This window comes from Bradyrhizobium frederickii (genome assembly GCF_004570865.1).
Lineage (GTDB): Bacteria > Pseudomonadota > Alphaproteobacteria > Rhizobiales > Xanthobacteraceae > Bradyrhizobium > Bradyrhizobium frederickii.
The window spans coordinates 92262-114373 of the sequence record NZ_SPQS01000023.1; the positions used below are offsets into that span (position 1 = coordinate 92262).

Consider the following 22112-nt stretch of genomic DNA (forward strand, 5'->3'; position numbering starts at 1 on the left):
TCGGTTGATGCGGCGTTTCCGCTTGGTAGGCCGGCGGGCGGCGGCAATTATTGTGTTTTCAGGCTGCCGCGGTGCCGCTACCAAGGCGGCGGTAACAGCTTCTGTCGGGATGGTTGATTGTGACTGTCAAAACAAGAGAGCTCAAGCTCGACATCGCGCGCATCGGCGCGGTCTCCGCGATCCTGACGCAGCCTGACAAGGCGCGCGCCTGCTATGCGTTGGCGCATGGCGCGGGCGCCGACATGCGGCATTCCTTCATGGAGAAGGTCGCCCAAGGCCTCGCAAGCCGGGGCATTGCGACGTTCCGCTTCAATTTCCCCTACATGGAAGAGAAGAAGGGACGCCCCGACCAGCCGGCCGTCGCTCACGCTGCGATCCGCGCGGCGGTCGCGGAGGCCGCGCGACTGTGTCCCGGGGTGACGCTGGTCGCCGGCGGCAAATCGTTCGGCGGGCGCATGACCTCGCAGGCGCAATCGAAAGCACCGCTGCCCGATGTGAAGGGGCTCGCCTTCCTCGGCTTCCCCCTGCATGCCGCCAAGAAACCGTCGTCCGAGCGTGCCGAGCACCTCGCCGGCATCGCGATTCCCATGCTGTTCCTGCAGGGCACGCGCGATGAGCTGGCCGATCTCGGCCATCTCAAACCCGTCATTGCGGCGTTGGGGGCGAAGGCGACGCTGCACGAGGTCGAAGGCGGCGATCACTCCTTCGCGGTGTTGAAGAAGTCGGGCCGCACCAATGACGAAGCGCTCACCGAGGTGCTGGACACGCTCGCGGCCTGGATCGATCGAATCGCCTGATGCTCACGCCGCATAAAGCCCCTTGTCGCGCGCTTTCTGGATCGCCAGCGCGGCGATCAGGTCGAGCGTCGGCGTCGACAGGCCGGCGGTGCGCGCGAAGGCGGCGGGCGCCCTGACCAGCACGTCGATCTCCATGGCGCGGCCGAGCTCGTAATCCTGCAGCAGCGAGGGCTTGTGATTGGGGGCGGGGCCGCTGCGGGTCACGCGCTTGACCTCGGGGATGAAATGCTGGGCGATGTCGTTGGCCTCGTTCAGCATGCGCGGGATGACCTCGGCGAAAGCCGGGTCGTCGCGCACGCCGCGCGCGGTCTGGCCGGTGAGCAGGCATAGCACCGACAGCGACATGTTGGTCAGCAGCTTTGACCAGATCGCCTCACGGATATCGGCCACCGGCGGCGATTCCAGCCGCGCGTCGTTGAAGACATTGCGCAGCTTGGTGATCCGCTCGCAATTGCGGTCGTCGCATTCGCCGATCAGGAGGCGATTGCGGTCCGGCGTCAGGTTGTGCACCACGCCGGGCGCGGTCACCTCGTTGGAGGAGAATACGACCCCGCCGACGATCCGTTCCTTCGGAATGCAGGCGCGCAGGCGCCCGCCGGGATCGAGGAAGGAGATATCGGGCGGCGTCGGATGCCGCGGCGGCAGGCCGATCCCGTACCACCAGGGGATGCCGTTCTGCGCGAACACGATGGCGGTATCGTCCTGCAGCAGCGGCTTGATGCTGGAAACCAGCCCCTGAAGCGCCGTCGCCTTCAGCGTCGAGATCACGACGTCCTGAGGTCCGAGCTGGGCCGCATCGCCCGATGCGTTCACCTTGGCGCTGACCTCGGAATCGCCGACCCGCAGCTTGAGGCCGCCCGCGCGCGCCGCCTCCAGATGCGCGCCTCGCATCACGCATGAAACGTCATGGCCGGCCCGCGCCAGCCGTACCGCAATGTGGCTGCCGACGGCGCCCGCGCCGAAAATGCAGATGCGCATGATGATTCCGTCCTGTCCCTTGCTGCCACCCGGGCGCCAGCATGACACAAGCCGCCATGCGATGGGCGCGACCGCCCCACGCTGGAAAGATATGGATCGGGATGCGTCGCCTCGGCCATAGTGCGCGCGCCAAGCAAACGACCGGAGGATCGCCGATGACTGCCAGCCCCGTCCTGTGGACCCTTGACGAGCGTGGGGTTGCGACCGTCACGTTGAACCGGCCCGAGGTCAACAACGCCTATGACGGCGCGCTGATCGCGGGCGTGCTCGCGGCCATGGACGATCTGGGGACGAAGCCTCACCTGCGCGTCGTCGTGCTCAAGGGCAATGGCAAGCACTTCCAGGCCGGCGCCGATCTGAAATGGATCAACGGCGTGCGGCCGCAATCGGCTGAAGCGAACGAGGCGGCCTCGCGCGCGACCTTCGAGGCGGTGCAGCGGCTCAACACGCTGCCGATCCCGACCGTCGCGCTGGTTCAGGGCGGCTGCTTCGGCGGCGGCACCGGCGTGATTGCGGCCTGCGATGTCGTGATCGCAGCGGATAATGCGCTGTTCTCGATCACCGAGGTGCGCTGGGGCCTGACCGCGGCGATCATCATCCCGCAGCTCTGCGACGCCATCGGCGTCCGCCAGGTCCGCCGCTACGCGCTGACCGGCGAGCGTTTCGGCGCCGAGGACGCCCGCCGCATTGGCCTTGTGCACGAGGTCGTGCCGCTGGCCGAACTCGAGGCCGCAGGCAGCAAGCTGGTCGAGCAATTGCTCGCCAACGGGCCGGAGGCGATGGCCGAGACCAAGAGGCTCGCACTGGAGAGCTCGTTCGGCGGCATGGCGGTGGACGATGCCGCCTACACCCGGCTCGTGCAGCTGCATTCGCTCAAGCGCCAGAGCGCGGAGGCGGCGGAGGGATTGGCCTCGTTCGCGGAGAAGCGGGCGGCGAAGTGGGGCGGCGGGAAGAGCTGAACGTCAGCAGCCGCGGCAGATGTTGTTGATGCTGCGATAGACCGCGTCGTCGTCCTGTCGCATCTGGCGCAGCGTTTCGAGCGTCCTGCCCGCGTCGGTCGCGGGCGCCGGCTTGCGCCTGGCCGCGAGCTCGTCCTCCTGCTGCTTGTAGCAGGCTTCGCGCTCCGGCTTGGCCTGGATGAAGCGGCAGTTCTGCTCCACGGCTGTGGCGGGAGCGGCGCCGGAGATCGCGAAAGCGATCAGGGCGGCGAAACAATATCTGACGATGATCGAATCCATGGCCGCCCTTGTCTCAGGTCCACCGAGGGTGAGCAACCGCGATCTTGCGACGATGGCGCCTGCCGGCTAATCCGTGGTCCTGTTCGAAGGGTTTGGGAAGGGACGCGCCATGCGGGCCGTGACGATCGAAGAACCGGCACGACAGGTGCCGCTCTATGGCGAATATGAAGTCGTGGTGCTCGGCGGCGGGCCCGCCGGCATCGTCGCGGCGGCTTCAAGCGCGCGCGCCGGGCGGAAGACGCTGCTGATCGAGCGCTATGGCTTTCTCGGCGGCATGGGCACCGCGGCCGGCGTCACGAACTTCTGCGGCCTGCATGGCAATGTCTATGGCGAGCACCGGCGGCTGGTGCAGGGCATGGCCTCCGAGCTGCTGATGCGGATTGATCGGTTGGGCGGCCTGAACACGCCGCATCTGATCCTCGGCAAGCTGTTCGCTCAGGCCTATGACACCGCAGCCTACAAGATCGCGGCCGACGAGCTGCTGGGCAGCCACAAGGTGCACATCCTGTTTCACGCGCTCGGCGCCGGCGTCGTGATGGGCGACAACAGCCGCATCGACGCGCTGATGGTCGAGACCAAGGCCGGCCGGCAGGCGGTGCGATCGGAGATCTTCATCGACTGCTCCGGCGACGGCGATCTCGCGGTCTGGGCCGGCGCGCCGTTCGAGATCGGCGACGCGCACGGTCATCCGCTGTACCCCTCGATGATGCTCCGTCTGAACGGCATCGATCCCGCCAAGGCTGGCGAGGCCTGGCGCACCATTCCGCAATTGATGGAAAAAGCCGTCGCGGCCGGAACCCACACATTCCCGCGCAAAAGCGCGATCGTGCGGCCGCAGAAGTCCGGCATCGAATGGCGGGTGAACTTTACGCAAGTGGCGCGCGAGGATGGCCACGCCATCAATGGCGTCGAGCCCGACGATCTCACCCGCGGCGAGATCGAGGGCCGCAAGCAGGCGCTCGCCGCTTACGAGTTCTTGCGCAGCACTGTCCCGGGCTTTGAGAAGTCCTACATCGTCGATTTGCCGCCGCAGCTCGGCATCCGCGAGACCCGCCGCATCACGGGCGGCTATCAGCTCAGCGGCGAGGACGTGCTCGGCTGCGCCTCGTTCGAGGATTCCATCGGCGTCAATGGCTGGCCGATCGAGGCCCATGTGCCCGGCGACGTCGTCTTCACCTTCCCGCCGATCCCGGAATCCCGCGGCTATAATGAGCTGCCGTACCGCATGCTGGTGCCCGAAGGGGTCGAGAACCTGCTCGTTGCCGGCCGCTGTGCCTCCATGACCCATGAGGGCCAGTCCGCGGCGCGGGTATCCGGGGCCTGCTTCGCGATGGGGGAGGCCGCCGGCTCCGCCGCCGCGCTGGCGCTCTCCGGAAACCGGATTCCACGCGAAATCCCCATTGAAAAATTGCAGGAAACGTTGAAACAACAGGGTGCCTTCATCGGCCGGGACCAAATGGTGCCGGAAGGATTGTGACGGGCGGCAATAGAACGACGGCGGAGGAAACGGGATGATCGGAATGGTGCGGCTCGCGCTTGCGGGCCTTCTGGCGATCACGGCGATGGGCGGTGCAAGGGCCGAGGACGCGCTGAAGGCCAGGATCGGCGTGCTCCGCCTGTCCTCCTCCGCGCCCGTCTTCATCGCGCAGGACAAGGGCTATTTCCGCGAGGCCGGCCTCGACGTCGAGCTGAAATTCTTCGACGCGGCCCAGCCGATCGCGGTCGCGACCACGTCGGGCGACGTCGATTTCGGCATCACCGCCTTCACCGCCGGTCTCTACAATCTCGCCGGCAAGGGCACGCTGAAGGTGATCGGCGGCATGAGCCGCGAGAAGGCCGGCTATCCCCTGATCGGCTATTTCGCCAGCAACAACGCCTACGCGGCCGGCCTCAAGACGCCAAAGGACCTCGCCGGCAAGCGCGTGGCGATGACGCAGGTCGGATCGAGCTTTCACTATTCGCTCGGCCTGCTCGCCGACAAATACGGCTTCAAGCTCGCGGACGTGAAGATCGTGCCGCTGCAATCGCTGTCGAATGCCGCGGCCGCGCTGAAGGGCGAGACCGTCGATGCGGCGCTGCTGCCGATCTCGACCGCGCGCAAGCTCATGGACGAAGGCGGCGCGAAATTCCTGGGCTGGGTCGGCGACGAGACGCCCTGGCAGCTGGGCGCGGTGTTTGCCTCGCCGAAGACGCTGACCAACAAGGCGCTGGTGACAAAGCTGCTCGGCGCCTTGGCCAAGGCCGACCGCGAATATTACGACGTCATCCTCGCGGCGATGAAGGACGGTGTCGCGCCGATCAACGACAAGACGAAGCCGCTGCTGGAGATCATCGCCAAATACACCAATCTGCCGGTCGAGCAGGTGGTCGGCAATTGCGCCTACATCGATCCCGACGGCAAGCTGGACGTGAAGAACGTCGACAACCAGATCAAATGGCTCCAGGAGCAGGGCTTTGCCGACAAGGGCTTTGACGCGGATGCGATCATCGCCAAGGAATTTGTGAAGGCGGATTGATGCTGCGCGCTCATCTCTCTCTCCGTCATCCTGAGGCGCGAGTAGCGCAGTGCATCCGCACTGCGCTGCGAGCCTCGAAGGATGAACGGCCCGGATGCATCGGGGCCGTCGCCCTTCGAGGCCTGCGCTTCGCTCCGGCACCTCAGGGTGACGGATCAAGGAGTTGTGCGTGAGATGGACCTGATCGCCAGCCACATCTCCCATCGCTTCGGCGATCTCGCCGTGCTCGACGACGTCTCCTTCACCGTTGGCGCCGGCGAGGTGGTGGCGGTCGTCGGGCCCTCGGGCTGCGGCAAGAGCACGCTGCTGTCGATCCTCGGTGGGCTGCTGCAGCCGACGTCCGGTGCGCCCGAATTGCGCGGCTCGCCGCCGGCGGACAGTCTCAATCCGCTTACCTTCGTGTTCCAGGATTTCGCGCTGCTGCCCTGGGCGACGGTCGAGCAGAACGTCGAGTTCCCGCTGCTGCACGCCCAGCTTTCGGCGGCGCAGCGCCGCGCGCTGGTCGACGACGCCTTGCGCCGCACCGGCCTGACCGATTTCCGCAAGACCTATCCGAAGCAGCTCTCCGGCGGCATGCGCCAGCGGGTCGGCATTTCGCGCGCGCTGGCGGTGAAGCCTGCCATCCTGCTGATGGACGAGCCGCTGTCGGCGCTGGATTCGCAGACCCGCGAGCTCCTGATGGAGGATTTCGTCCGCCTGCTCGCCGATGGCGGCATGGGCGCGGTCTATGTCACCCATAATCTCGAAGAGGCGGCGCGGCTCGCCGATCGCATCGTGGTGCTGTCGCGCAGACCCGGCCGCATCCGGGAGGTCGTGACCGTGCCGATGACGCGCACCGAGCGCGGCGAAGCTGCGGCGCGCGAGAAGCTGCTAGCGCTGCAGACCCAGATCTGGTCGCTGATCCGCAACGAGGCGATCGATGCCGAGCGCGAGGTCCAGCATGCTTGACCGCGCGGGCCTCCCCGCCAAGGACGAAGTGACGCGGCGCGTCCGTTTCCGCGGCGCCGGCTTCGTGCCCGCGAGCAGCCGCTGCGGCGGGTGGATCGCGCTCGCCCTCGTCATCGCGATCTGGCAGGCCGCCGGCAGCGCCGGCCTCGTCAATGCGCTGTTTCTGCCGACGCCCTCTGCAATCGTCCGGGCGATCTACCAGCTCGCGATCTCCGGCGCGCTCTGGCAGCATCTGTCCGCCTCGCTGCTGCGCATCGGCGTCGGCTGGCTGCTCGGGACTGCCGCCGGCATCGCCGTCGGTTTTGCCATTGGCCTGTCGCGGCTCGCGCGCAGCGTCGGCATCACCTTCATCTCGGCGCTGTTCCCGATCCCGAAGATCGCGCTGCTGCCGCTGCTGATCCTCTGGCTCGGCATCGGCGAAGAGCCGAAAATCGCGACCATTGCGCTCGGGGTGTTCTTCTCGACTGCGATCTCGGTCTATAGCGGCGTCGATGCCGTGCCGCGCAACCTGATCCGCATGGCGCAGAGCTTCAACGTTCCCTTCGCCACCATCGTGCGCAAGGTGATCTGGCCCGGCGCGCTGCCGGCGATCCTCGCCGGCTTCCGCATCACCGCATCCGTCGCGCTGCTGCTCGTCGTCAGCGCCGAGATGATCGGCGCCCAATACGGCATCGGCGCCTTCGTGCTCCAGGCCGGCAATCTGATGCAGACCGATCAGCTGCTTGCCGGCGTGGTGATCCTGTCGGTGTTTGGGCTTGCGGTCGGCAAGGTGATCGGCTGGCTGGAGATGCGGTTGCTGCACTGGCGGTAGCCGCAATCCGCGCTGCCGTAGGGTGGGTTAGCCTCGCGGATTGCGCGAAGCGCAAACCGCTAGGCGTAACCCACCTCTTATGCTTCCGCGTTTGCCGAACGAGTTGGTGGATTACGCCTTCGGCTAATCCACCCTACGCGACGCTCACGCGTTCCCGCGATCTTCCCTGAACAGATCCAGCTTCTGCTGCACCGGGCGGTCCGAGAAGCTGAACAGCACGGCGTCGTCGTCGGCCTCATGCGTGACCCAGTGCCAGCTCGGCACCACGAACAGATCACGTGGACCCCATTCGAACACGGTATCGCCGATCCGGCTGCGGCCCCTGCCTTCGATCGGGCAGAATACCGTCGCATCGGTTGAGCGATAGCGCACGGTCTTGAAGCCCTTGGGCAGCAGCTGGATGAAGGTGCCGATGGTCGGCATCGCGAAATCGCCGGTCTCGGGGTTGCTGAACTTCAGCTTCAGCCCGTGGCAGGCGTCCCATTCCTGGCTCGTCCTGGCCTTCTCCAGCGCTTCGCGCGTATGAGCGTAGGGATAGCTGAAGATCGGCGAGGTCTTCGACGAGCGCTTCATATCGACCGGCAGCAGATTGTGACCGTAGCGCGCAAAGCTGTCGCCGGCGGGCTTTGTGATCTTCTGCTGGTCCTCCTTGGCGCCTTCCGCGAACGAGCAGTCGAAGAACTGCACCATGGGAATGTCGAGGCCGTCGAGCCAGAACATCGGCTGGTCGGTCTCATTGGAATGATCATGCCAGGTCATCGACGGCGTGATGATGAAGTCTCCCGGCTCCATCGCGGTGCGTTCGCCGTCGACAGCGGTGTGGGCGCCCTTGCCCTCGAGCACGAAGCGCAGTGCCGACTGGCTGTGCCGGTGCGCCGGTGCGACGTCGCCCGGCACCACCATCTGCACGCCGGCATAGAGCGAGGTCGTGATCTTGGACTGGCTGCGCAGGCCGGGATTTTCCAGCACCAGCACGCGCCGCTCGGCCTCCTTGGCGGTGATGAGCTTGCCGGCTTCAATCATGTAATCGCGGATGACGTCGAATTTCCACAAATGCGGCCGGCAGGCGCTCTTCGGCTCCGGCGTGATCAGATCGCTCATCACCGTCCACAGCGCGGTGAGGTTTTCGCCGTCGATCTTCTTGTAGAACGCCTCGCGTTCCGGTGTCTTGGTCACGGCTTCCATGGCGGCGCTCCCGATCGTTTGTTGATTGACAGTATACTGACGATCTAGGTAGCGTCAATGTGGGTCGCCGCTGGTTGCCGTCATTCCGCAGCGATGCGATAGCATCAAATCCGGAAATATCGAGGTTCCGGGTGCTCGCTTCGCGAGCCCCGGAATAACAGGAAAGGGAGGTCTCGATGAAGCTGCACGGCTATTTCCGCTCCAGCGCCGCCTATCGGGTGCGGATCGCGCTGAACCTGAAGGGCCTCAAGGCCGCGCATCTGCCGCATCATTTGCGCAAGGGCGAGCAATGCGCGCCCACCTATCTCGCCATCAACCCGCAAGGCCTGGTGCCGGCGTTGGAGAACGATGCGGGTGCGGTGCTGACGCAATCGGTCGCCATCATCGAATGGCTCGACGAGACGCACCCCCATCCGCCGCTGCTGCCGAAGGATGCGCTGCAGCGCGCCAAGGTGAGGGCATTTGCGCTGGCGATCGCCTGCGACACCCATCCGGTGCAGAACCTGAAAGTGTTGGCGCGGCTGCGCGAGCTCGGCCTGCCCGAAGAGAAGGTCCAGGACTGGGCCGCCTGGGTCAATCGCGAAGGCCTGTCGGCTTGCGAGATCCTGATCAAGGACGAGCCGGGCCCGTTCTGCTTCGGCGATGCGCCGACGCTGGCCGATCTCTGTCTCGTGCCGCAGCTCGCCAATGCGCGCCGCTTCGGTGTCGATGTTTCGGCCTATCCGCGCCTGCTCAAGGCCGAGGCCGCGGCCAAGGCGGTGCCGGCGTTCGCCGAGGCTGCGCCGGAGAAGCAGCCCGATGCCGAGTAAGCCGCCCGCTCCGATCACGATCGACGCAGTCTATGCCGCGCCGGGCTATCTGTTCCGGCGCATGCAGCAGATCGCGGTCTCGATCTTCATGGAGGAGTGCAAGGCGTTCGACCTGACCCCGGTGCAATATGCGGCGCTGATCGCGATCCACACCCATCCCGGCATCGACGCCACGCGGCTGTCGGCGGTGATCGCCTTCGACCGCTCCACGCTCGGCAGCGTGATCGAGCGGCTGCAGGCCAAGGACTATATCGAGCGCAAGCCGGCGCCCGAGGACAAGCGGATCAAGCTGCTCTATCTGACCAGGTCAGGCGCGGCGATCCTGCGCGAGATCATCCCCGCCGTGGAGCGCGCCCAGGCGCGCATGCTGGAGCCGCTGAAGCCGGCGGACCGCAAGACGCTGATGGGCCTGTTGTCGCAGCTCGTCGACCTCAACAACGAAGCCTCACGCGTGCCGCTGCGGGCCGAGGATGCGCTGGAGCATCTGGGCAAGACGGGGTGAGGGACGTATGAGGCGATATGCGCGCCTCAATCTCATATCTCGTAGGGTGGGCAAAGGCGCCCTTGCGCCGTGCCCACGACCTCCTTCCAGCTGATCAGAAGTGGTGGGCACGCTCCGCTTTGCCCACCCTACGATTGCGATGCGTGGATCTCCGCCCCTGGCGCCTTGTTCACCACTGTCGTCCCGGACAAGCGAAGCGCAGATCCGGGACCCATAACCACAGGGAGAAGTTTGGCGAAGACTCGGAGTTTCCAGTTTCTCGCTACAACCACTCCCTGTGGTTATGGTTCCCCGCCTTCGCGGGGACGACACCGAGGGTGTGGCGGCGCCGTCGCCTCAACATCCTCAACGTCGCCTCACATCCTCAGCAATGCCTGCCGGTCGATCTTCCCCGTGCCGGTCTTCGGCAGCTCGTCGATGAAGATCACCTCGCGCGGATATTTGTAGGGCAGCAGCCTGCCCTTCACGTAATCCTGTAATCGCCGCGTCGTCTCACCCTGGTTGGCCGTGCGGTCGTTCATCACCACCACGGCCTTCAGCGTCATGCGGCGGTCGGGCAGCTCGGCGGCGAACACCGCGCATTCGCGGATCTCGGGGTGGTCGGCGAGGCAGAGCTCGACCTCGAGCGGATAGACCCACTGGCCGGAGATCTTGACCAGATCATCGGCGCGGCCGCGGAAGAAGTGGAAGCCGTCGGCATCCCTGACGAAGCGGTCGCCGGTGTAGATCCACCCTTCCTCGCGGATCGTCTCGGCGGATTTGTCCGGCCGGTTCCAGTACAGCGGCGTGTTGGAATCGCCGCGGACCCACAAGATGCCTTCCTCGTTGTCGCCGACGTCGCGGCCCTCCTTGTCGCGCAGCGCGACCTCGTAGCCGGGTACGCGCAAGCCGGCGGCGCCGAGCTTCTTCCGCTCGGGCCGGTTGGAGAGATAGATGTGCAGCACCTCGGTGGAGCCGAGGCCTTCGACGATCTCCAGGCCGGTGAGCGCCTTCCAGCCGTTGAAGACCTCGGCCGAGAGCACCTCGGCGGCGGAGAGCGCCATGCGCAATGACGAGAAGTCGGTCTTGTCCGCGCCCTCGGCCTTGGTCAGCGACGTGTACAGCGTCGGCAGGCCGAAGAACACCGTCGGCCGGTACCGCGCGATCGCTGCGAAGATCGCGGCGGGTTTCGGCTGGCCCGGCAGCAGCAGCGTCGCTGCTCCCGCCGAGAACGGGAAGGTGACGGAATTGCCGAAGCCATAGGCGAAGAAGATCTTCGGCACGGAGAAGCAGATGTCGTCGGGCGTGAGCTTCAGGATGTTCCGCGCGAAGGCGAGATCGCTGTAAGCCATGTCGTGCTGGAGATGCACGATGCCCTTGGGCCGGCCGGTCGAGCCGGAGGAATACATCCAGAACGCCATCTCGTTGCGATGCGTGTGGGCTTCGGCCAATTCGGTCGAAAACTGCGTAAGCCAATCCGCCGCCGCAACCGCTGCTGGCGCCGCGTGATCGCCCACCGCGCCATTGACGACGATCAGCGTACGCAGCTGCGTGTCCTTGCAGGCTTCGACGTTGAAGCGCGCGGAGAATTCGGACTCCGCCACCGCCACGACGGCCCCGGAATCGGCGAGATAGAATTGCAGCAGGTCCGGCGGCGTCAGCGTGTTGATCAGGAGCGGCACGAAGCCGGCGCGCACCGCGCCGAAAAACGCGGCCGGATAGGCCGGGGTGTCGTCGAGGAACAGCAGCACGCGGTCGCCGCGCTTCAGGCCGAGCGAAGCAAAGCCGTTGCCCCAGCGGCAGGCGTCCGCGCACAGCTCGGCATAGGTCCGCGTGCCCGCGGGCCCCAACAGCGCCAGCTTGTCACCGCGGCCCTTGCCGAGGTTGTCAAACAGCACTCGGCTGGCGTTGTAGATGTCGGGAACGGCAAAGCCGATCTCGCGTGTCCCCGCGCTGTCGGCGGGCACCTGATCGAAAATCTCGTTGCTCATGCCTCGTCTCCGCCGTTCTTGGCCGCCTCGTAGCGGGACATGAAGGCCGGCGACATCGCGCGCAGCCGGGAATCGTCGATCCGGCCCGAGCGGGTGATGTAGCTGTAGGCGAAATCCATCAGGGGAAGCTTCATGTGCTCGGCAAAGCGCTCATACCAGAACGCCGAGGTGCGCGCGGCGTTGACGAGCTTCTGCACCACCGGTTTGCGCGCGGCCTGGTAGCGATGCAGGGCGGTCGCAAGATGCGCATCCGATTCCAGCGCCTTGACCAGCGCAATGGCGTCCTCGATGGCAAGCCGCGTGCCCGAGCCGATCGAGAAATGCGCCGAATGCAAGGCGTCCCCGAGCAGCACCATGTTCTTGAACGACCAATGCTCGTTCCAGACCCAGGGGAAGTTGCGCCAAACCGATTTGTTGGAGACGAGGCAATGGCCGCCAAGCGTGTCCGCGAACACTTCTTCGCAGACGCCCTTGGACTGCTCGACGTCCTTGTAGGCGAAGCCGTAGGCCTGCCAGGTCGCGTGGTCGCATTCGACCAGGAAGGTGCTCATGGCCGGCGAGTAACGGTAATGATGGGCGTTGAAGGCGCCGCGGTCGGTCTTCACGAAGGTCTGCGACAGCGTGTCGAAGCGCTTCGAGGTGCCGTACCAGACGAACTTGTTGGAAGAGTAGGACAGCGAGGTGCCGAAATCGCCCTCATAGGCGCGGCGCACCAGCGAGTTCAAGCCGTCGGCGGCGACGATCAAATCGTGACCATTGAGCTGGTCGATGGCGTGGATCTGCGTGTCGAAGCGAGGCGTGACGCCGACGTCGAGCGCGCGCTGCTGCAGGAATCGGAGCAGCTCCAGCCGCCCGATCGAGGAAAAGCCGACCCCGTCGATGGCGACGCAGTCGCCATGAAGGTTCAGCGTGATGTTCTCCCAGCTCTCCATATGCGGCGCGATCGCGTCGACCGTCTCGGGGTCGTCGGCGCGCAGGAATTCCAGCGCCTGGTCGGAGAACACGACGCCAAAGCCCCAGGTCGCGTCGGCCGGGTTCTGTTCGAACAGGTCGACCTGATCCTCGGGGTGACGCTTCTTCCAGAGATAGGCGAAATAGAGCCCACCGGGCCCCCCGCCAATCACGGCGATCTGCAACGTCTGCCTCCCTAATTGACAGTATACTTACTATCTAGGGGTAGACTAATGTGCTCCGGCGTCCGGCGCCAGCGGAAATTATCCGCCGAGCGCGGCACGCCAAAGCACTGTCCGGGCACGCATTTTGCGGGTCCGAAACTGTCAGGCGCGAATCATAGCCAAACCGGGGCGGATTGGCCACCGGGGGTCAGACGCAGCGTTTCACATAGACCCCATTCACCAGAACCCTGGTGCAGCGGACCGCCGGCACCGGCTTGCGGACGACCACGGCCGCGTTCGGGCCCGCGCAGCCGGCGCGAACGACGCCGCGGGCGCACACCACCGCGTTGGCGTCGGTGACCTCGAAGGTCATGGTGGCGGCAAAAGCGAAGAGCGCAGAAGCAACGAGCAGCAATGAACGCATGTTGTCCTCCCGGGGCTTGTCGTGGTCGAAACTGGGTCTGAAGAAAGTATCTGTGTCAGCGTGCGAGCAACTGGTCGCGCACGGCGCAATTCATCTCCGTGCTGCGGATAAACATCATCCGCTCCGCCCTATCTGGCGGCGAAAGGCGCGAGCACCTCCTTGCAGGCCGGCGAGAGCGATGCCGCCCGGTTGGAAATGCATTGGATGATCCGGCCGCCGCCGGGCGCCACGCCGGCGCAGAGGGTGCGGATGTCGGCGCCGCAAGCCGACCGCGCGATGAACAGCTCTTCGCGCGGCAGCAATGGCCGCAGCACGATAGTGGCCGGTGCCGCGGCAGGCGCCGCCGCGGCGGCCGGTGCAGCCCCCGAAGCGGGCGCGGCCGCTCCGCCACCGAACGCCGCATTCACGGCCTTGGCGCAACCGGCCGACACCTTCGCCTTGTTCTTCTCCAGGCATTCGATGGCGGGCGCGCCGCCGGGCGGCACGCTGGCGCAGACCTTGGGATAATCGCCGCGGCAGGCGCTCTTGATCGCGGAAACCTGGGCAGGACTCGGCTGCTTTGCTGCTGCAGCCGGCTTGGCTGCTGGCTCGGCGGCGGGCGCCGCTTCCGTTTTTGCCGGTTCAGATTTGGCAGGCTCGGATTTGGCAGGCTGGGATTTGGCGGGCGCCGCTTCTGTCTGCGGCGCGGCGGCCGGCTCGACCGCGCGAACCGCAGCCTGGCACCCCGACGACAAGCTCGACATGTTCTTGGCGAGGCATTGAACCGCCTCCACTCCGCCGGGCGTCACGCTCGAGCAATGCGCCATGAAGTCCGAGCGGCATGCGGACCGGATGGCGCTCTTCTGGGCCTCGGTCTGCGCGAGCGCTCCTGTTGCAGTTGCGAAGAGTGCCGTCGCCAGCAACGCAGTGCGCGTCGATGCATGTTTCAACGTGTTGAGCATTTGAATGAATTCCTGCCCGGTCGGGAACGCCGACTATTTTGAAAAGATATGTAAGCGCAATCGTCGCGAGGGTCAGCTCGCGAGCGGCATCTTTGGCTGCTTCGGCCTCCACCGCAAGTCAATTATCCGGCGCAATTGGGCGCGACTACGTCGTCAGTCGCACCATGCGCTTGCCGCGGTTCTCGCCCGCGAGCAATCCGATCAGCGCCCTTGGCGTGTTCTGCAATCCGTCGATGATGTCTTCCTGCACCTTCAGCTTGCCGGATTTGACCCAGGCCTGGAGCTCGGCGAGCGCGCGCTGGCTCTCCTTCATGTAGTCCATCACGATGAAGCCCTGCATGACGAGCCGCTTCACCACGATCAGTCCCGGCACGCCGCGCGGGCCGTGCGCTGCGGGCGCGCCGTCGTATTGCGAGATCGCGCCGCAGCAGGCGATGCGGCCGTAATTGTTCATCTGCGGCAGGCAGGCTTCGAGAATGTCACCGCCGACATTGTCGAAATAGACGTCGATGCCCTTCGGAGCAGCCGCGCGCAACGCCTTGAAGACCGCACCGTCCTTGTAGTCCACGGCGGCATCGAAACCGAGCTCGGAAGTAAGCCAGTTGCACTTGTCCGCGCCGCCGGCAATGCCGACCACGCGGCATCCTTTGATCTTCGCGATCTGTCCGACGATCGAGCCGACCGAGCCCGCAGCCGCAGAGACCACGACCGTCTCGCCCTCTCTGGGCTTGCCGATCTCCAGCAGACCAAAATAGGCGGTGAGGCCGGCGATGCCGAACACGCTGAGCAGATGCGTCATCGGTTCGAGCTTCGGCATCTTGGTGAGATGCTTCGCCGGCACCGCGGCAAATTCCTGCCAGCCGGTGTCGCCGAACACGATGTCGCCGGCAGCCAAGTCCGGCGCCTTCGAGCTGACGACCTCGGCAATGGCGCCGCCGGCCATCACGCTGTTGGCCTCGACCGCGGAGCGATAGGTCGCGCCGTGCATCCAGGCGCGGTTGGCGGCGTCGAGTGAAATGTATCGCACGCGCAGCAGGGCCTCGCCGTCTTTCGGTTCCGGCATTGCGCCGTCCACCATCTTGAAATGCTCCGGGCCGAGCTTGCCGCTGGGCTTTTCGACCAGCAGAATTTGGCGATTGGCGTTGTCGCTCATGGCGTTTCCCTCATTGATGTTTTGACGGTTATTGATGCAGCCGCCGCAAACAAAACGTGCAGGCCGCATATGTTGTGCGCCGCATGAAGGCTAGAGCGCGGCGTGCGATTTCACAACGGGAACATCCCGAAAACGCGACCACACGCAAAGCGTGTTGCGCCGCTGTCATATCTGCGACATCATGAAGCGCCGATGTACGTGGGGGTCAACGATGTCCAACAGGTTTACGCAATACATTCTGGCGGCGATGGTGCTCGGCATCATCATGGGGGCGGCGATCTACAGCTTCTTGCCCGACACGCGCGCCGAGTGGGCCTCCGCCATCAACCTGATCGCCATGATGTTCCTGCGCCTGATCAAGATGATCATCGCGCCTCTGGTGTTCGCGACCCTGGTCGGCGGCATCGCCCATATGGGCTCGGGCTCCAAGCTCGGCCGCATCTTCGCCAAGACCATGGGCTGGTTCGTCAGCGCCTCCTTCATCTCGCTGCTGCTCGGCCTGATCATGGTCAATCTGCTGCAGCCCGGCGCGAATTTCCCCGGCACGTTGCCCGCTGCGGGTCAATCGACCGGCCTGCCGGTGTCGGCCTTCTCGATCGAGAAATTCCTCACCCATCTGATTCCGACCTCGATCGCGGATGCGATGGCGCAGAACGAGATCCTGCAGATCGTGATCTTCGCCGTGTTCTTCTCGGTGGCGATGGGCGCGATGCCCGAGCGCTCCAAGCCGATCCTGGCGCTGATCGACGACATCGGCCACATCATGCTCAAGGTCACGAGCTACGTGATGCTGTTCGCGCCGCTCGCGGTGTGGGCCGCCATCACCGCCACGGTCGCCAAGAACGGCCTTGGCGTGCTCTGGAAGCTGGTCGTCTTCATGGGCGGCTTCTATCTCTCGCTGATGATCCTGTGGGCGATCCTGATCGTCGTCGGCTTCATCGTGATCGGTCCGCGCTACAGCCATCTCCTGAAGCTGATCCGCGAGCCGCTGATGATCGCGTTCTCGACCGCGAGCTCGGAGGCGGCCTATCCGAAGACGCTGGAGGGCCTCAATCGCTTCGGCGCCTCGTCGCGGATCTCGAGCTTCGTGCTGCCGCTCGGCTATTCCTTCAACCTCGACGGCACGATGATGTATTGCACCTTCGCGAGCGTCTTCATCGCGCAGAGCTATCACATCGACATGCCGCTCGGCACCCAGCTCGCGATGCTGGCGACGCTAATGATCACCTCCAAGGGCGTCGCCGGCGTGCCGCGCGCCTCCCTGGTCGTGATCGCCTCGACGCTGGCGCAGTTCAACATCCCCGAGGCGGGCCTCCTGATGATCATGGGCATCGACACCTTCCTCGACATGGGCCGCAGCGCCACCAACGTGATCGGCAACACGCTGGCGACCTCGGTCGTGGCCAAATGGGAAGGCGAGCTCGGGCCCGAGCACGCGCTCGGACCCGGCGACGTCGTGCCTGAGGACATGGTGCCGGGCGAGGTGCCCGCGATGGCCGGCCATGGCTAGGAGCGAACCATGGTCCAGATCCTGGCGAGGTCGTTGACCTCAGGCCGCCTGTGGCTCGCGGCAGCGCTGCTCGCGACCGCCATGTCCGCGACCTCTTTGTTCGCGACTTCTGCGCGCGCGCAGACTGGCGAAGGGCTCAGTCCGACGCTGGCCGCGATCAAGAAGGCGCATAGTGTGCGGCTGGGTTATCGCGAGAGCTCGCCGCCGTTCTCCTTCCTCGACCAGTCGGGCCGCCCGATCGGCTATAGCCTGGAGCTCTGCGAGGCCATCGTCGAGGAGATCGGCGTCGAGGTCGACGATCCCAACCTCAGGATCGACTACGTCAAGGTCACCTCGGACGACCGCATCGACGCCGTGCTCCAGAACAAGATCGACCTGGAATGCGGCTCGACCACCGCCAATGCCGAGCGTGGCAAGCGCGTCGCCTTCTCGCCTTTGATGTTCGTCGCCGGCACCAAGCTGATGGTGCCGAAGGGAGCGTCTGTTTCCGGGGTCGCGGACCTCAAGGGCAAGACCGTGGTGGTGACCAAGGGCACCACCAACGAACAGGCGATGCACGCCGTCGACAAGAAGCTCTCGCTCGGCCTCAACATCGTGACCGCGCCGGATCACGAGCAGTCGTTCCAGATGGTGAACGACGGCAAGGCGGATGCGTTCGCAACCGACGACATCCTGCTCTATGGCCTGATCGCGCGTCACAAGGCGCAAGGCTATTTTCGCGTGGTCGGGGACTACTTGTCCTACGATCCCTACGGCATCATGTTCAGGAAGGGCGAGCCGCAGCTCGCGGCATTGGTCGAGCGCGCCTTCCGCAAGCTCGCCTCCAACCGCGACCTCGTCCCGCTCTACAACAAATGGTTCACCGCACGGCTGCCCACCGGCGAACGCCTGAACGTGCCGATCTCGCTGCAGCTGGAAGAGGCGTTCAAGGCGATGGACGATTCGGCGGGCGCGAATAATTGAGCCGGGGGCGTCTCCCTCATTCTCTCTCTCCGTCATCCTGAGGTGCGCGCTCGGCGGTGCAAGCGCACCGTCGAGCAAGCCTCGAAGGATGAACGGCCGAGGTGCCAGTTGGGCCGTCGTCCTTCGAGGGCCGCTGAAGAAGCGGCCACCTCAGGGTGACGGTGATGGCTCAGCGTTCGTGGCGCGATTCGTCAAACACCCGGTCCAACGCCGCGTCATACGTCGCCTGCACCAGCTCGGGATGCAGCTTCGCCAGCGCCTCCATCATCACGCCGGAATTGATCTCGAGCACGCGCCACGTGCCGTCGACACGAACCACGTCGATCGAGGCAAAGACAATGCCGATGGCGCGCGCGGCCTCGATCGCGAGCTTGACGCAGGCGGTGCGGACATCGCCATCCTCCAGCAGCACCGCCCTTGCGCCGGCATCGAGATTGTGCCGCCAATCCGCGCCACGCAGCTTGCTGTAGGCGACGCGCGGCAAATCATCCAGCAGCACCACCCGGACCTCGTCCTCGATCGCGACATAGGGCGAGATCACAAGCCCCGCGCTCATCGAGAAGACCTCGCTGGCCGCGCGGTCGAGGTCCGCCTCGGTCGCCACCTTGAATACCGAGCGGCCCGATGTTCCCTCGTTCGGCTTCACCACAACGCCCTGCGGATTGTCGCCGAGCAGCTCGCGCATGGCCTCTCGCCAGCCGGCGCCGACCACGTTCCTGCCCAGCTTCGGATTGAGGAAGAGGTGATGGGGAACGCAGGGCACGCGCGCCAGCGTCAGCACCTCGGCGGTGGCCGATTTGTCGTTGGCGAGACGGTGCGCGATCGCGCTGTTGAGGCCGATGTCGTAGCCGAAGGCAAAGCGGCGCAGCTGGCCCCGGCGCATCGCGATCAGCCAGCCGCCGGCGCGGACATCGACGGCGATGCCGTGGTCCGCGCAATAGCGCCGGATTGCCTGAACGAAGATTCGCTCGTCGCCTGTCATGTCTCTTGTCGTTCCTGTCGCCGAAGGCCGCAAAAACGCGGGCAAAGGCGCCAACCGCGCGGGAAATCAGAGCTATTCTTAATGAAATTCTCGCGAGCGCGACGGAAATTAAGTGCTGCAATCGAGCCCTGGAGGGAAAAGAAATTGCCCTCTGTGCAGCAGCGGCAGCAGATTCGTCAATGATGCGTCCAATTCCGCCGCAAATGCCGGTTTGATCGGCATCAATTGCAGCCGAAACGAGGTTGATTATTGGTCTCAATGGCGTAGATCACACACGCGAAATCCTCTGCCATGGCAATGGTGTCCGCCCCGTTTTCAGGGGCCGGGCCATGCTGTTGCCCGAAAACCGCAATTATTCGGAATATCGAAAATCATGAGCGCGTTTTACCGAGAGAAGGTTCTTTCCGTTCAGCACTGGACCGACACGCTGTTCAGCTTCCGCGCCACGCGCGATACCGGCTTCCGCTTCCAGAACGGCCAATTCGCCATGATCGGCCTCGAAGTCGACGGCCGTCCGCTGCTGCGCGCCTACAGCATGGCCAGCGCCAACCACGAGGAGGAGCTCGAGTTCTTCTCGATCAAGGTTCAGGACGGCCCGCTGACCTCGCGCCTGCAGAAGATCAAGGAAGGCGACACCATCCTGGTCGGCCGCAAGGCGACCGGCACGCTGATCACCGACAACCTCCTTCCCGGCAAGCGGCTGATGCTGCTCTCGACCGGCACGGGCCTCGCGCCGTTCGCGAGCCTGATCAAGGACCCCGAGGTCTACGAGCAGTTCGAGTCCATCGTGCTGGTGCACGGCTGCCGCCAGGTCTCCGAGCTCGCCTATGGCGAGAAGCTGGTCGCGACCTTGCGCGAGGACGAGCTGTTCGGCGAGCTGCTCGCGGACAAGCTCGTGTACTATCCGACCGTGACCCGCGAGCCGTTCAAGAACCGCGGCCGCATCACCGACCTCATCAGCTCCGAGCAGATCTTCAACGACATCGGTCAGGGCCCGCTCGACATCGCAACCGACCGCATCATGATGTGCGGCAGCCCGGCGATGCTGGAAGAGCTGAAGGTAATGTTCGAGAGCCGCGACTTCATCGAAGGCAGCGGCAACAAGCCCGGCCATTTCGTGATCGAGAAGGCGTTCGTCGAGCGATAAGTTCTGTCGAAGAAGTGGCGTGATCGCGCGCCACATCCGACTCGTCATCCCGGACAAGCGCGCTCAAAGCGCGCGCCGATCCGGGATCCATACCCACAGGCCGGGGTTATGCGATAGCTCGGAGTGACAGCTTTTCCCTCACCACGCAATCCTGTGGTTATGGGTCCCGGGTCTGCGCTGACGCTTGCCCGGGACGACAGCTGAGTTTGTGAATGCAGCGTGGCCCACACGCAGCTGCAGCCCGTTCAGGGTCTCTGTAGCCCGCCGTCCCCATCCTCCCCCTTTGCTGCATTGCAAAACCAGGCCATCGGGCTGATTGATTTGTCTCCGCCGAATTCGCTAGCCTGAAACAAGGGCCGCGTCATATCCGTATGACAGGCGAAGGCGTATCGTACCGCCTCATGCTGGCGAGAGGATGGGAATCGTGGCCGACGACAACAAGACGCAGCAATCCCCCAAACGCCTGCCGCTGGCGGAAGAGGGGATCATGGAAACCCTGCTGCTGCCCTTCTCGCCCCGCTTCATCGTGCTGACGATCTGCGCGGTCGTCACCGCGCTCCTGATCGGTATCGGCATCGTCGACCGCAAGATATTCGACATCCTGCTGGTGCCAATCCTGATCTTCGGCGCGCTGACGCTGCTCGGCGTCCGCGATCTCCTGCAGAAGAGCCACGCGGTGCTGCGCAACTACCCGATCTCGGCGCATATCCGCTTCCTGCTCGAAGAGATCCGCCCCGAGATGCGGCAATATTTCTTCGAGAGCGAGAAGGACGGCATGCCGTTCTCGCGCGACACCCGCGCGGTGGTCTATCAGCGCGCCAAGATGGAGCTCGACAAGCGTCCGTTCGGCACCCAGGAGGACGTCTACCGCGAGGGCTATGAGTGGATGCACCACTCGGTCGCGCCGAAGACGCATGCCCAGGAGAGATTCCGCATCACCATCGGCGGTCCCGATTGCACGAAGCCCTATTCGGCCTCGGTGTTCAACATCTCCGCGATGAGCTTCGGCGCGCTCAGCCCCAACGCGGTGCGGGCGCTCAATGCCGGCGCGAAGAAGGGCGGCTTCGCGCACGACACCGGCGAGGGCGGCGTCAGCCCCTATCATCGCGAGATGGGCGGCGACATCATCTGGGAGATCGGCTCCGGCTATTTCGGCTGCCGTCATCTCGACGGCAGCTTCGATCCCGAAGCGTTCGCGCGCGTCGCCTGCGACGACCAGATCAAGATGGTCGAGCTCAAGGTCAGCCAGGGCGCCAAGCCCGGCCATGGCGGCGTGCTGCCGGCGGCAAAGGTCTCGGAGGAGATCTCCAAGATCCGCGGCGTCGCGATAGGCGAGGACTGCATCTCGCCGGCCTCGCACCGCGCGTTCTCCACCCCGGCCGGCATGATGCAGTTCATCGCCGAGATGCGCCGCCTCTCGGGCGGCAAGCCGGCCGGCTTCAAGCTCTGCATCGGCCATCCCTGGGAATTCCTGGCGATCTGCAAGGCGATGCTCGAGACCGGCATCTATCCTGATTTCATCGTCGTCGACGGCAATGAAGGCGGCACCGGCGCGGCGCCGCTCGAATTCATGGATCACTTGGGCACGCCGATGCGCGAGGGCGTCAATTTCGTTCACAACGCGCTGATCGGCATCAATGCGCGCGACCGCATCAAGATCGGCGCCTCCGGCAAGATCGCCACCGCCTTCGACATGGCGCGCGCCATGGCGATCGGCGCCGACTATTGTAACTCGGCGCGCGGCTTCATGTTCTCGCTCGGCTGCATCCAGTCGCTGAGCTGCCACACCGACCGCTGTCCGACCGGGGTGGCAACGCAGGACCCGACGCGTGCGCGCGCGCTCTATGTGCCGCTCAAGATCGACCGCGTGCACAATTATCACCACGCGACGCTGCATTCGCTGACCGAGCTGATCGCTGCCGCCGGCCTCGATCATCCGCAGCAGCTGCGCCCGATCCATTTCAGCCAACGGACTTCGACGACGCAGGTGAAATCCTTTGCCCAGCTCTATCCGGCGCTGCGTCCGGGCGAGCTGCTCGAAGGCACCGCGGACCCGCGTTTCAGCGAGGCCTGGCGGATGGCACGCGCGGATACATTCCAGCCGGCGCTGTAGCGGCAGCGCC

The 22112-nt window shown here is 65.1% G+C and carries 21 protein-coding genes; 12 read left to right on the forward strand and 9 right to left on the reverse strand.

Features of this window, described 5'->3' with window-relative positions; genetic code table 11:
- Window positions 1-119: 119 nt before the first annotated feature.
- Window positions 120-797 (forward strand): alpha/beta hydrolase family protein, encoded by a 678-nt coding sequence (locus E4K64_RS31365; RefSeq protein ID WP_135166847.1) that lies wholly within the window; start codon window positions 120-122, stop codon window positions 795-797.
- Window positions 798-800: 3 nt separating this feature from the next.
- On the opposite strand, the gene E4K64_RS31370 is transcribed toward E4K64_RS31365, so the two are convergent.
- Entirely contained in the window at window positions 801-1775 is a 975-nt protein-coding gene (locus E4K64_RS31370; RefSeq protein ID WP_135166848.1) for a ketopantoate reductase family protein, read from the reverse strand.
- Between the two features lie 155 nt (window positions 1776-1930).
- Here E4K64_RS31370 and E4K64_RS31375 point away from each other — a divergent pair, with 155 nt between their 5' ends.
- Window positions 1931-2734, forward strand: a complete 804-nt coding sequence (locus tag E4K64_RS31375) for an enoyl-CoA hydratase-related protein (RefSeq protein WP_135166849.1) — start codon at window positions 1931-1933, stop codon at window positions 2732-2734.
- A gap of 3 nt (window positions 2735-2737) precedes the next feature.
- On the opposite strand, the gene E4K64_RS31380 is transcribed toward E4K64_RS31375, so the two are convergent.
- The gene (locus E4K64_RS31380) at window positions 2738-3013 is read right to left on the reverse strand and encodes a hypothetical protein (RefSeq protein ID WP_135166850.1); all 276 of its coding nucleotides are present in this window, start codon (window positions 3011-3013) and stop codon (window positions 2738-2740) included.
- A gap of 109 nt (window positions 3014-3122) precedes the next feature.
- On the opposite strand from E4K64_RS31380, the gene E4K64_RS31385 reads away from it, so the two are divergent.
- The 4 genes from E4K64_RS31385 to E4K64_RS31400 all read left to right on the forward strand — a co-directional run bounded on the left by E4K64_RS31385 (window position 3123) and on the right by E4K64_RS31400 (window position 7288).
- Window positions 3123-4490 carry an FAD-dependent oxidoreductase gene (locus E4K64_RS31385; RefSeq protein WP_135166851.1) on the forward strand — a complete coding sequence of 456 codons (1368 nt, stop codon included), beginning with the start codon at window positions 3123-3125 and terminating at the stop codon, window positions 4488-4490.
- Between the two features lie 34 nt (window positions 4491-4524).
- Window positions 4525-5529, forward strand: a complete 1005-nt coding sequence (locus E4K64_RS31390) for an ABC transporter substrate-binding protein (RefSeq protein ID WP_135166852.1) — start codon at window positions 4525-4527, stop codon at window positions 5527-5529.
- Window positions 5530-5703: 174 nt separating this feature from the next.
- Entirely contained in the window at window positions 5704-6477 is a 774-nt protein-coding gene (locus tag E4K64_RS31395; RefSeq protein ID WP_135166853.1) for an ABC transporter ATP-binding protein, read from the forward strand.
- Window positions 6470-7288, forward strand: a complete 819-nt coding sequence (locus E4K64_RS31400; RefSeq protein ID WP_167772355.1) for an ABC transporter permease — start codon at window positions 6470-6472, stop codon at window positions 7286-7288. The genes E4K64_RS31395 and E4K64_RS31400 overlap by 8 nt, the downstream gene beginning before the upstream one ends.
- Before the next feature lie 144 nt (window positions 7289-7432).
- Here the strand turns inward: E4K64_RS31400 and gtdA are convergent, their stop codons facing one another.
- On the reverse strand, window positions 7433-8473 hold the full coding sequence (gtdA, locus tag E4K64_RS31405; RefSeq protein ID WP_135166855.1) for a gentisate 1,2-dioxygenase: 1041 nt from the start codon (window positions 8471-8473) through the stop codon (window positions 7433-7435).
- Between the two features lie 176 nt (window positions 8474-8649).
- Here gtdA and maiA point away from each other — a divergent pair, with 176 nt between their 5' ends.
- Both maiA and E4K64_RS31415 read left to right on the forward strand, forming a co-directional pair.
- Entirely contained in the window at window positions 8650-9282 is a 633-nt protein-coding gene (gene maiA / locus E4K64_RS31410) for a maleylacetoacetate isomerase (RefSeq protein ID WP_135166856.1), read from the forward strand.
- On the forward strand, window positions 9272-9784 hold the full coding sequence (locus tag E4K64_RS31415) for a MarR family winged helix-turn-helix transcriptional regulator (protein WP_126261002.1): 513 nt from the start codon (window positions 9272-9274) through the stop codon (window positions 9782-9784). Before maiA ends, E4K64_RS31415 begins: the two co-directional genes overlap by 11 nt.
- 356 nt (window positions 9785-10140) lie before the next feature.
- Here E4K64_RS31415 and E4K64_RS31420 read toward each other — a convergent pair whose 3' ends face one another.
- The 5 genes from E4K64_RS31420 to E4K64_RS31440 all read right to left on the reverse strand — a co-directional run bounded on the left by E4K64_RS31420 (window position 10141) and on the right by E4K64_RS31440 (window position 15387).
- Window positions 10141-11754: a benzoate-CoA ligase family protein gene (locus E4K64_RS31420; protein ID WP_135166857.1), complete on the reverse strand. Its 1614-nt coding sequence runs from the start codon at window positions 11752-11754 to the stop codon at window positions 10141-10143.
- Window positions 11751-12890 carry an FAD-dependent monooxygenase gene (locus tag E4K64_RS31425; RefSeq protein WP_167772356.1) on the reverse strand — a complete coding sequence of 380 codons (1140 nt, stop codon included), beginning with the start codon at window positions 12888-12890 and terminating at the stop codon, window positions 11751-11753. The genes E4K64_RS31420 and E4K64_RS31425 overlap by 4 nt, the downstream gene beginning before the upstream one ends.
- 187 nt (window positions 12891-13077) lie before the next feature.
- Window positions 13078-13293 carry a hypothetical protein gene (locus E4K64_RS31430; RefSeq protein WP_135166858.1) on the reverse strand — a complete coding sequence of 72 codons (216 nt, stop codon included), beginning with the start codon at window positions 13291-13293 and terminating at the stop codon, window positions 13078-13080.
- Window positions 13294-13421: 128 nt separating this feature from the next.
- Window positions 13422-14234 carry a cysteine rich repeat-containing protein gene (locus tag E4K64_RS31435; RefSeq protein WP_135166859.1) on the reverse strand — a complete coding sequence of 271 codons (813 nt, stop codon included), beginning with the start codon at window positions 14232-14234 and terminating at the stop codon, window positions 13422-13424.
- A 145-nt stretch (window positions 14235-14379) separates the two neighbouring features.
- On the reverse strand, window positions 14380-15387 hold the full coding sequence (locus E4K64_RS31440; RefSeq protein WP_135166860.1) for an NADP-dependent oxidoreductase: 1008 nt from the start codon (window positions 15385-15387) through the stop codon (window positions 14380-14382).
- A gap of 211 nt (window positions 15388-15598) precedes the next feature.
- On the opposite strand from E4K64_RS31440, the gene E4K64_RS31445 reads away from it, so the two are divergent.
- Both E4K64_RS31445 and E4K64_RS31450 read left to right on the forward strand, forming a co-directional pair.
- Window positions 15599-16897 carry a dicarboxylate/amino acid:cation symporter gene (locus E4K64_RS31445; RefSeq protein WP_135166861.1) on the forward strand — a complete coding sequence of 433 codons (1299 nt, stop codon included), beginning with the start codon at window positions 15599-15601 and terminating at the stop codon, window positions 16895-16897.
- Window positions 16898-16906: 9 nt separating this feature from the next.
- Window positions 16907-17860 carry an amino acid ABC transporter substrate-binding protein gene (locus tag E4K64_RS31450; protein WP_135166862.1) on the forward strand — a complete coding sequence of 318 codons (954 nt, stop codon included), beginning with the start codon at window positions 16907-16909 and terminating at the stop codon, window positions 17858-17860.
- A gap of 169 nt (window positions 17861-18029) precedes the next feature.
- Here E4K64_RS31450 and E4K64_RS31455 read toward each other — a convergent pair whose 3' ends face one another.
- The gene (locus E4K64_RS31455) at window positions 18030-18842 is read right to left on the reverse strand and encodes an ATP-grasp domain-containing protein (RefSeq protein WP_135166863.1); all 813 of its coding nucleotides are present in this window, start codon (window positions 18840-18842) and stop codon (window positions 18030-18032) included.
- A 373-nt stretch (window positions 18843-19215) separates the two neighbouring features.
- Between E4K64_RS31455 and E4K64_RS31460 the strand changes: the two genes are divergently transcribed.
- Together E4K64_RS31460 and E4K64_RS31465 are read left to right on the forward strand one after the other, a co-directional pair.
- The gene (locus E4K64_RS31460) at window positions 19216-19989 is read left to right on the forward strand and encodes a ferredoxin--NADP reductase (RefSeq protein ID WP_126261010.1); all 774 of its coding nucleotides are present in this window, start codon (window positions 19216-19218) and stop codon (window positions 19987-19989) included.
- A 415-nt stretch (window positions 19990-20404) separates the two neighbouring features.
- Window positions 20405-22102, forward strand: a complete 1698-nt coding sequence (locus E4K64_RS31465) for an FMN-binding glutamate synthase family protein (RefSeq protein WP_209312000.1) — start codon at window positions 20405-20407, stop codon at window positions 22100-22102.
- The last annotated feature ends 10 nt before the right edge of the window (window positions 22103-22112 follow it).

Coding starts and splice junctions, on each gene's coding strand:
- E4K64_RS31370 (WP_135166848.1), bottom strand. CDS start 1,775: ATGCGCATCTGCATTTTCGGCGCGGGCGCCGTCGGCAGCCACATTGCG.
- E4K64_RS31375 (WP_135166849.1), top strand. CDS start 1,931: ATGACTGCCAGCCCCGTCCTGTGGACCCTTGACGAGCGTGGGGTTGCG.
- E4K64_RS31380 (WP_135166850.1), bottom strand. CDS start 3,013: ATGGATTCGATCATCGTCAGATATTGTTTCGCCGCCCTGATCGCTTTC.
- E4K64_RS31385 (WP_135166851.1), top strand. CDS start 3,123: ATGCGGGCCGTGACGATCGAAGAACCGGCACGACAGGTGCCGCTCTAT.
- E4K64_RS31390 (WP_135166852.1), top strand. CDS start 4,525: ATGATCGGAATGGTGCGGCTCGCGCTTGCGGGCCTTCTGGCGATCACG.
- E4K64_RS31395 (WP_135166853.1), top strand. CDS start 5,704: ATGGACCTGATCGCCAGCCACATCTCCCATCGCTTCGGCGATCTCGCC.
- E4K64_RS31400 (WP_167772355.1), top strand. CDS start 6,470: ATGCTTGACCGCGCGGGCCTCCCCGCCAAGGACGAAGTGACGCGGCGC.
- gtdA (WP_135166855.1), bottom strand. CDS start 8,473: ATGGAAGCCGTGACCAAGACACCGGAACGCGAGGCGTTCTACAAGAAG.
- maiA (WP_135166856.1), top strand. CDS start 8,650: ATGAAGCTGCACGGCTATTTCCGCTCCAGCGCCGCCTATCGGGTGCGG.
- E4K64_RS31415 (WP_126261002.1), top strand. CDS start 9,272: ATGCCGAGTAAGCCGCCCGCTCCGATCACGATCGACGCAGTCTATGCC.
- E4K64_RS31420 (WP_135166857.1), bottom strand. CDS start 11,754: ATGAGCAACGAGATTTTCGATCAGGTGCCCGCCGACAGCGCGGGGACA.
- E4K64_RS31430 (WP_135166858.1), bottom strand. CDS start 13,293: ATGCGTTCATTGCTGCTCGTTGCTTCTGCGCTCTTCGCTTTTGCCGCC.
- E4K64_RS31435 (WP_135166859.1), bottom strand. CDS start 14,234: ATGCTCAACACGTTGAAACATGCATCGACGCGCACTGCGTTGCTGGCG.
- E4K64_RS31440 (WP_135166860.1), bottom strand. CDS start 15,387: ATGAGCGACAACGCCAATCGCCAAATTCTGCTGGTCGAAAAGCCCAGC.
- E4K64_RS31445 (WP_135166861.1), top strand. CDS start 15,599: ATGTCCAACAGGTTTACGCAATACATTCTGGCGGCGATGGTGCTCGGC.
- E4K64_RS31450 (WP_135166862.1), top strand. CDS start 16,907: ATGGTCCAGATCCTGGCGAGGTCGTTGACCTCAGGCCGCCTGTGGCTC.
- E4K64_RS31455 (WP_135166863.1), bottom strand. CDS start 18,842: ATGACAGGCGACGAGCGAATCTTCGTTCAGGCAATCCGGCGCTATTGC.
- E4K64_RS31460 (WP_126261010.1), top strand. CDS start 19,216: ATGAGCGCGTTTTACCGAGAGAAGGTTCTTTCCGTTCAGCACTGGACC.
- E4K64_RS31465 (WP_209312000.1), top strand. CDS start 20,405: ATGGGAATCGTGGCCGACGACAACAAGACGCAGCAATCCCCCAAACGC.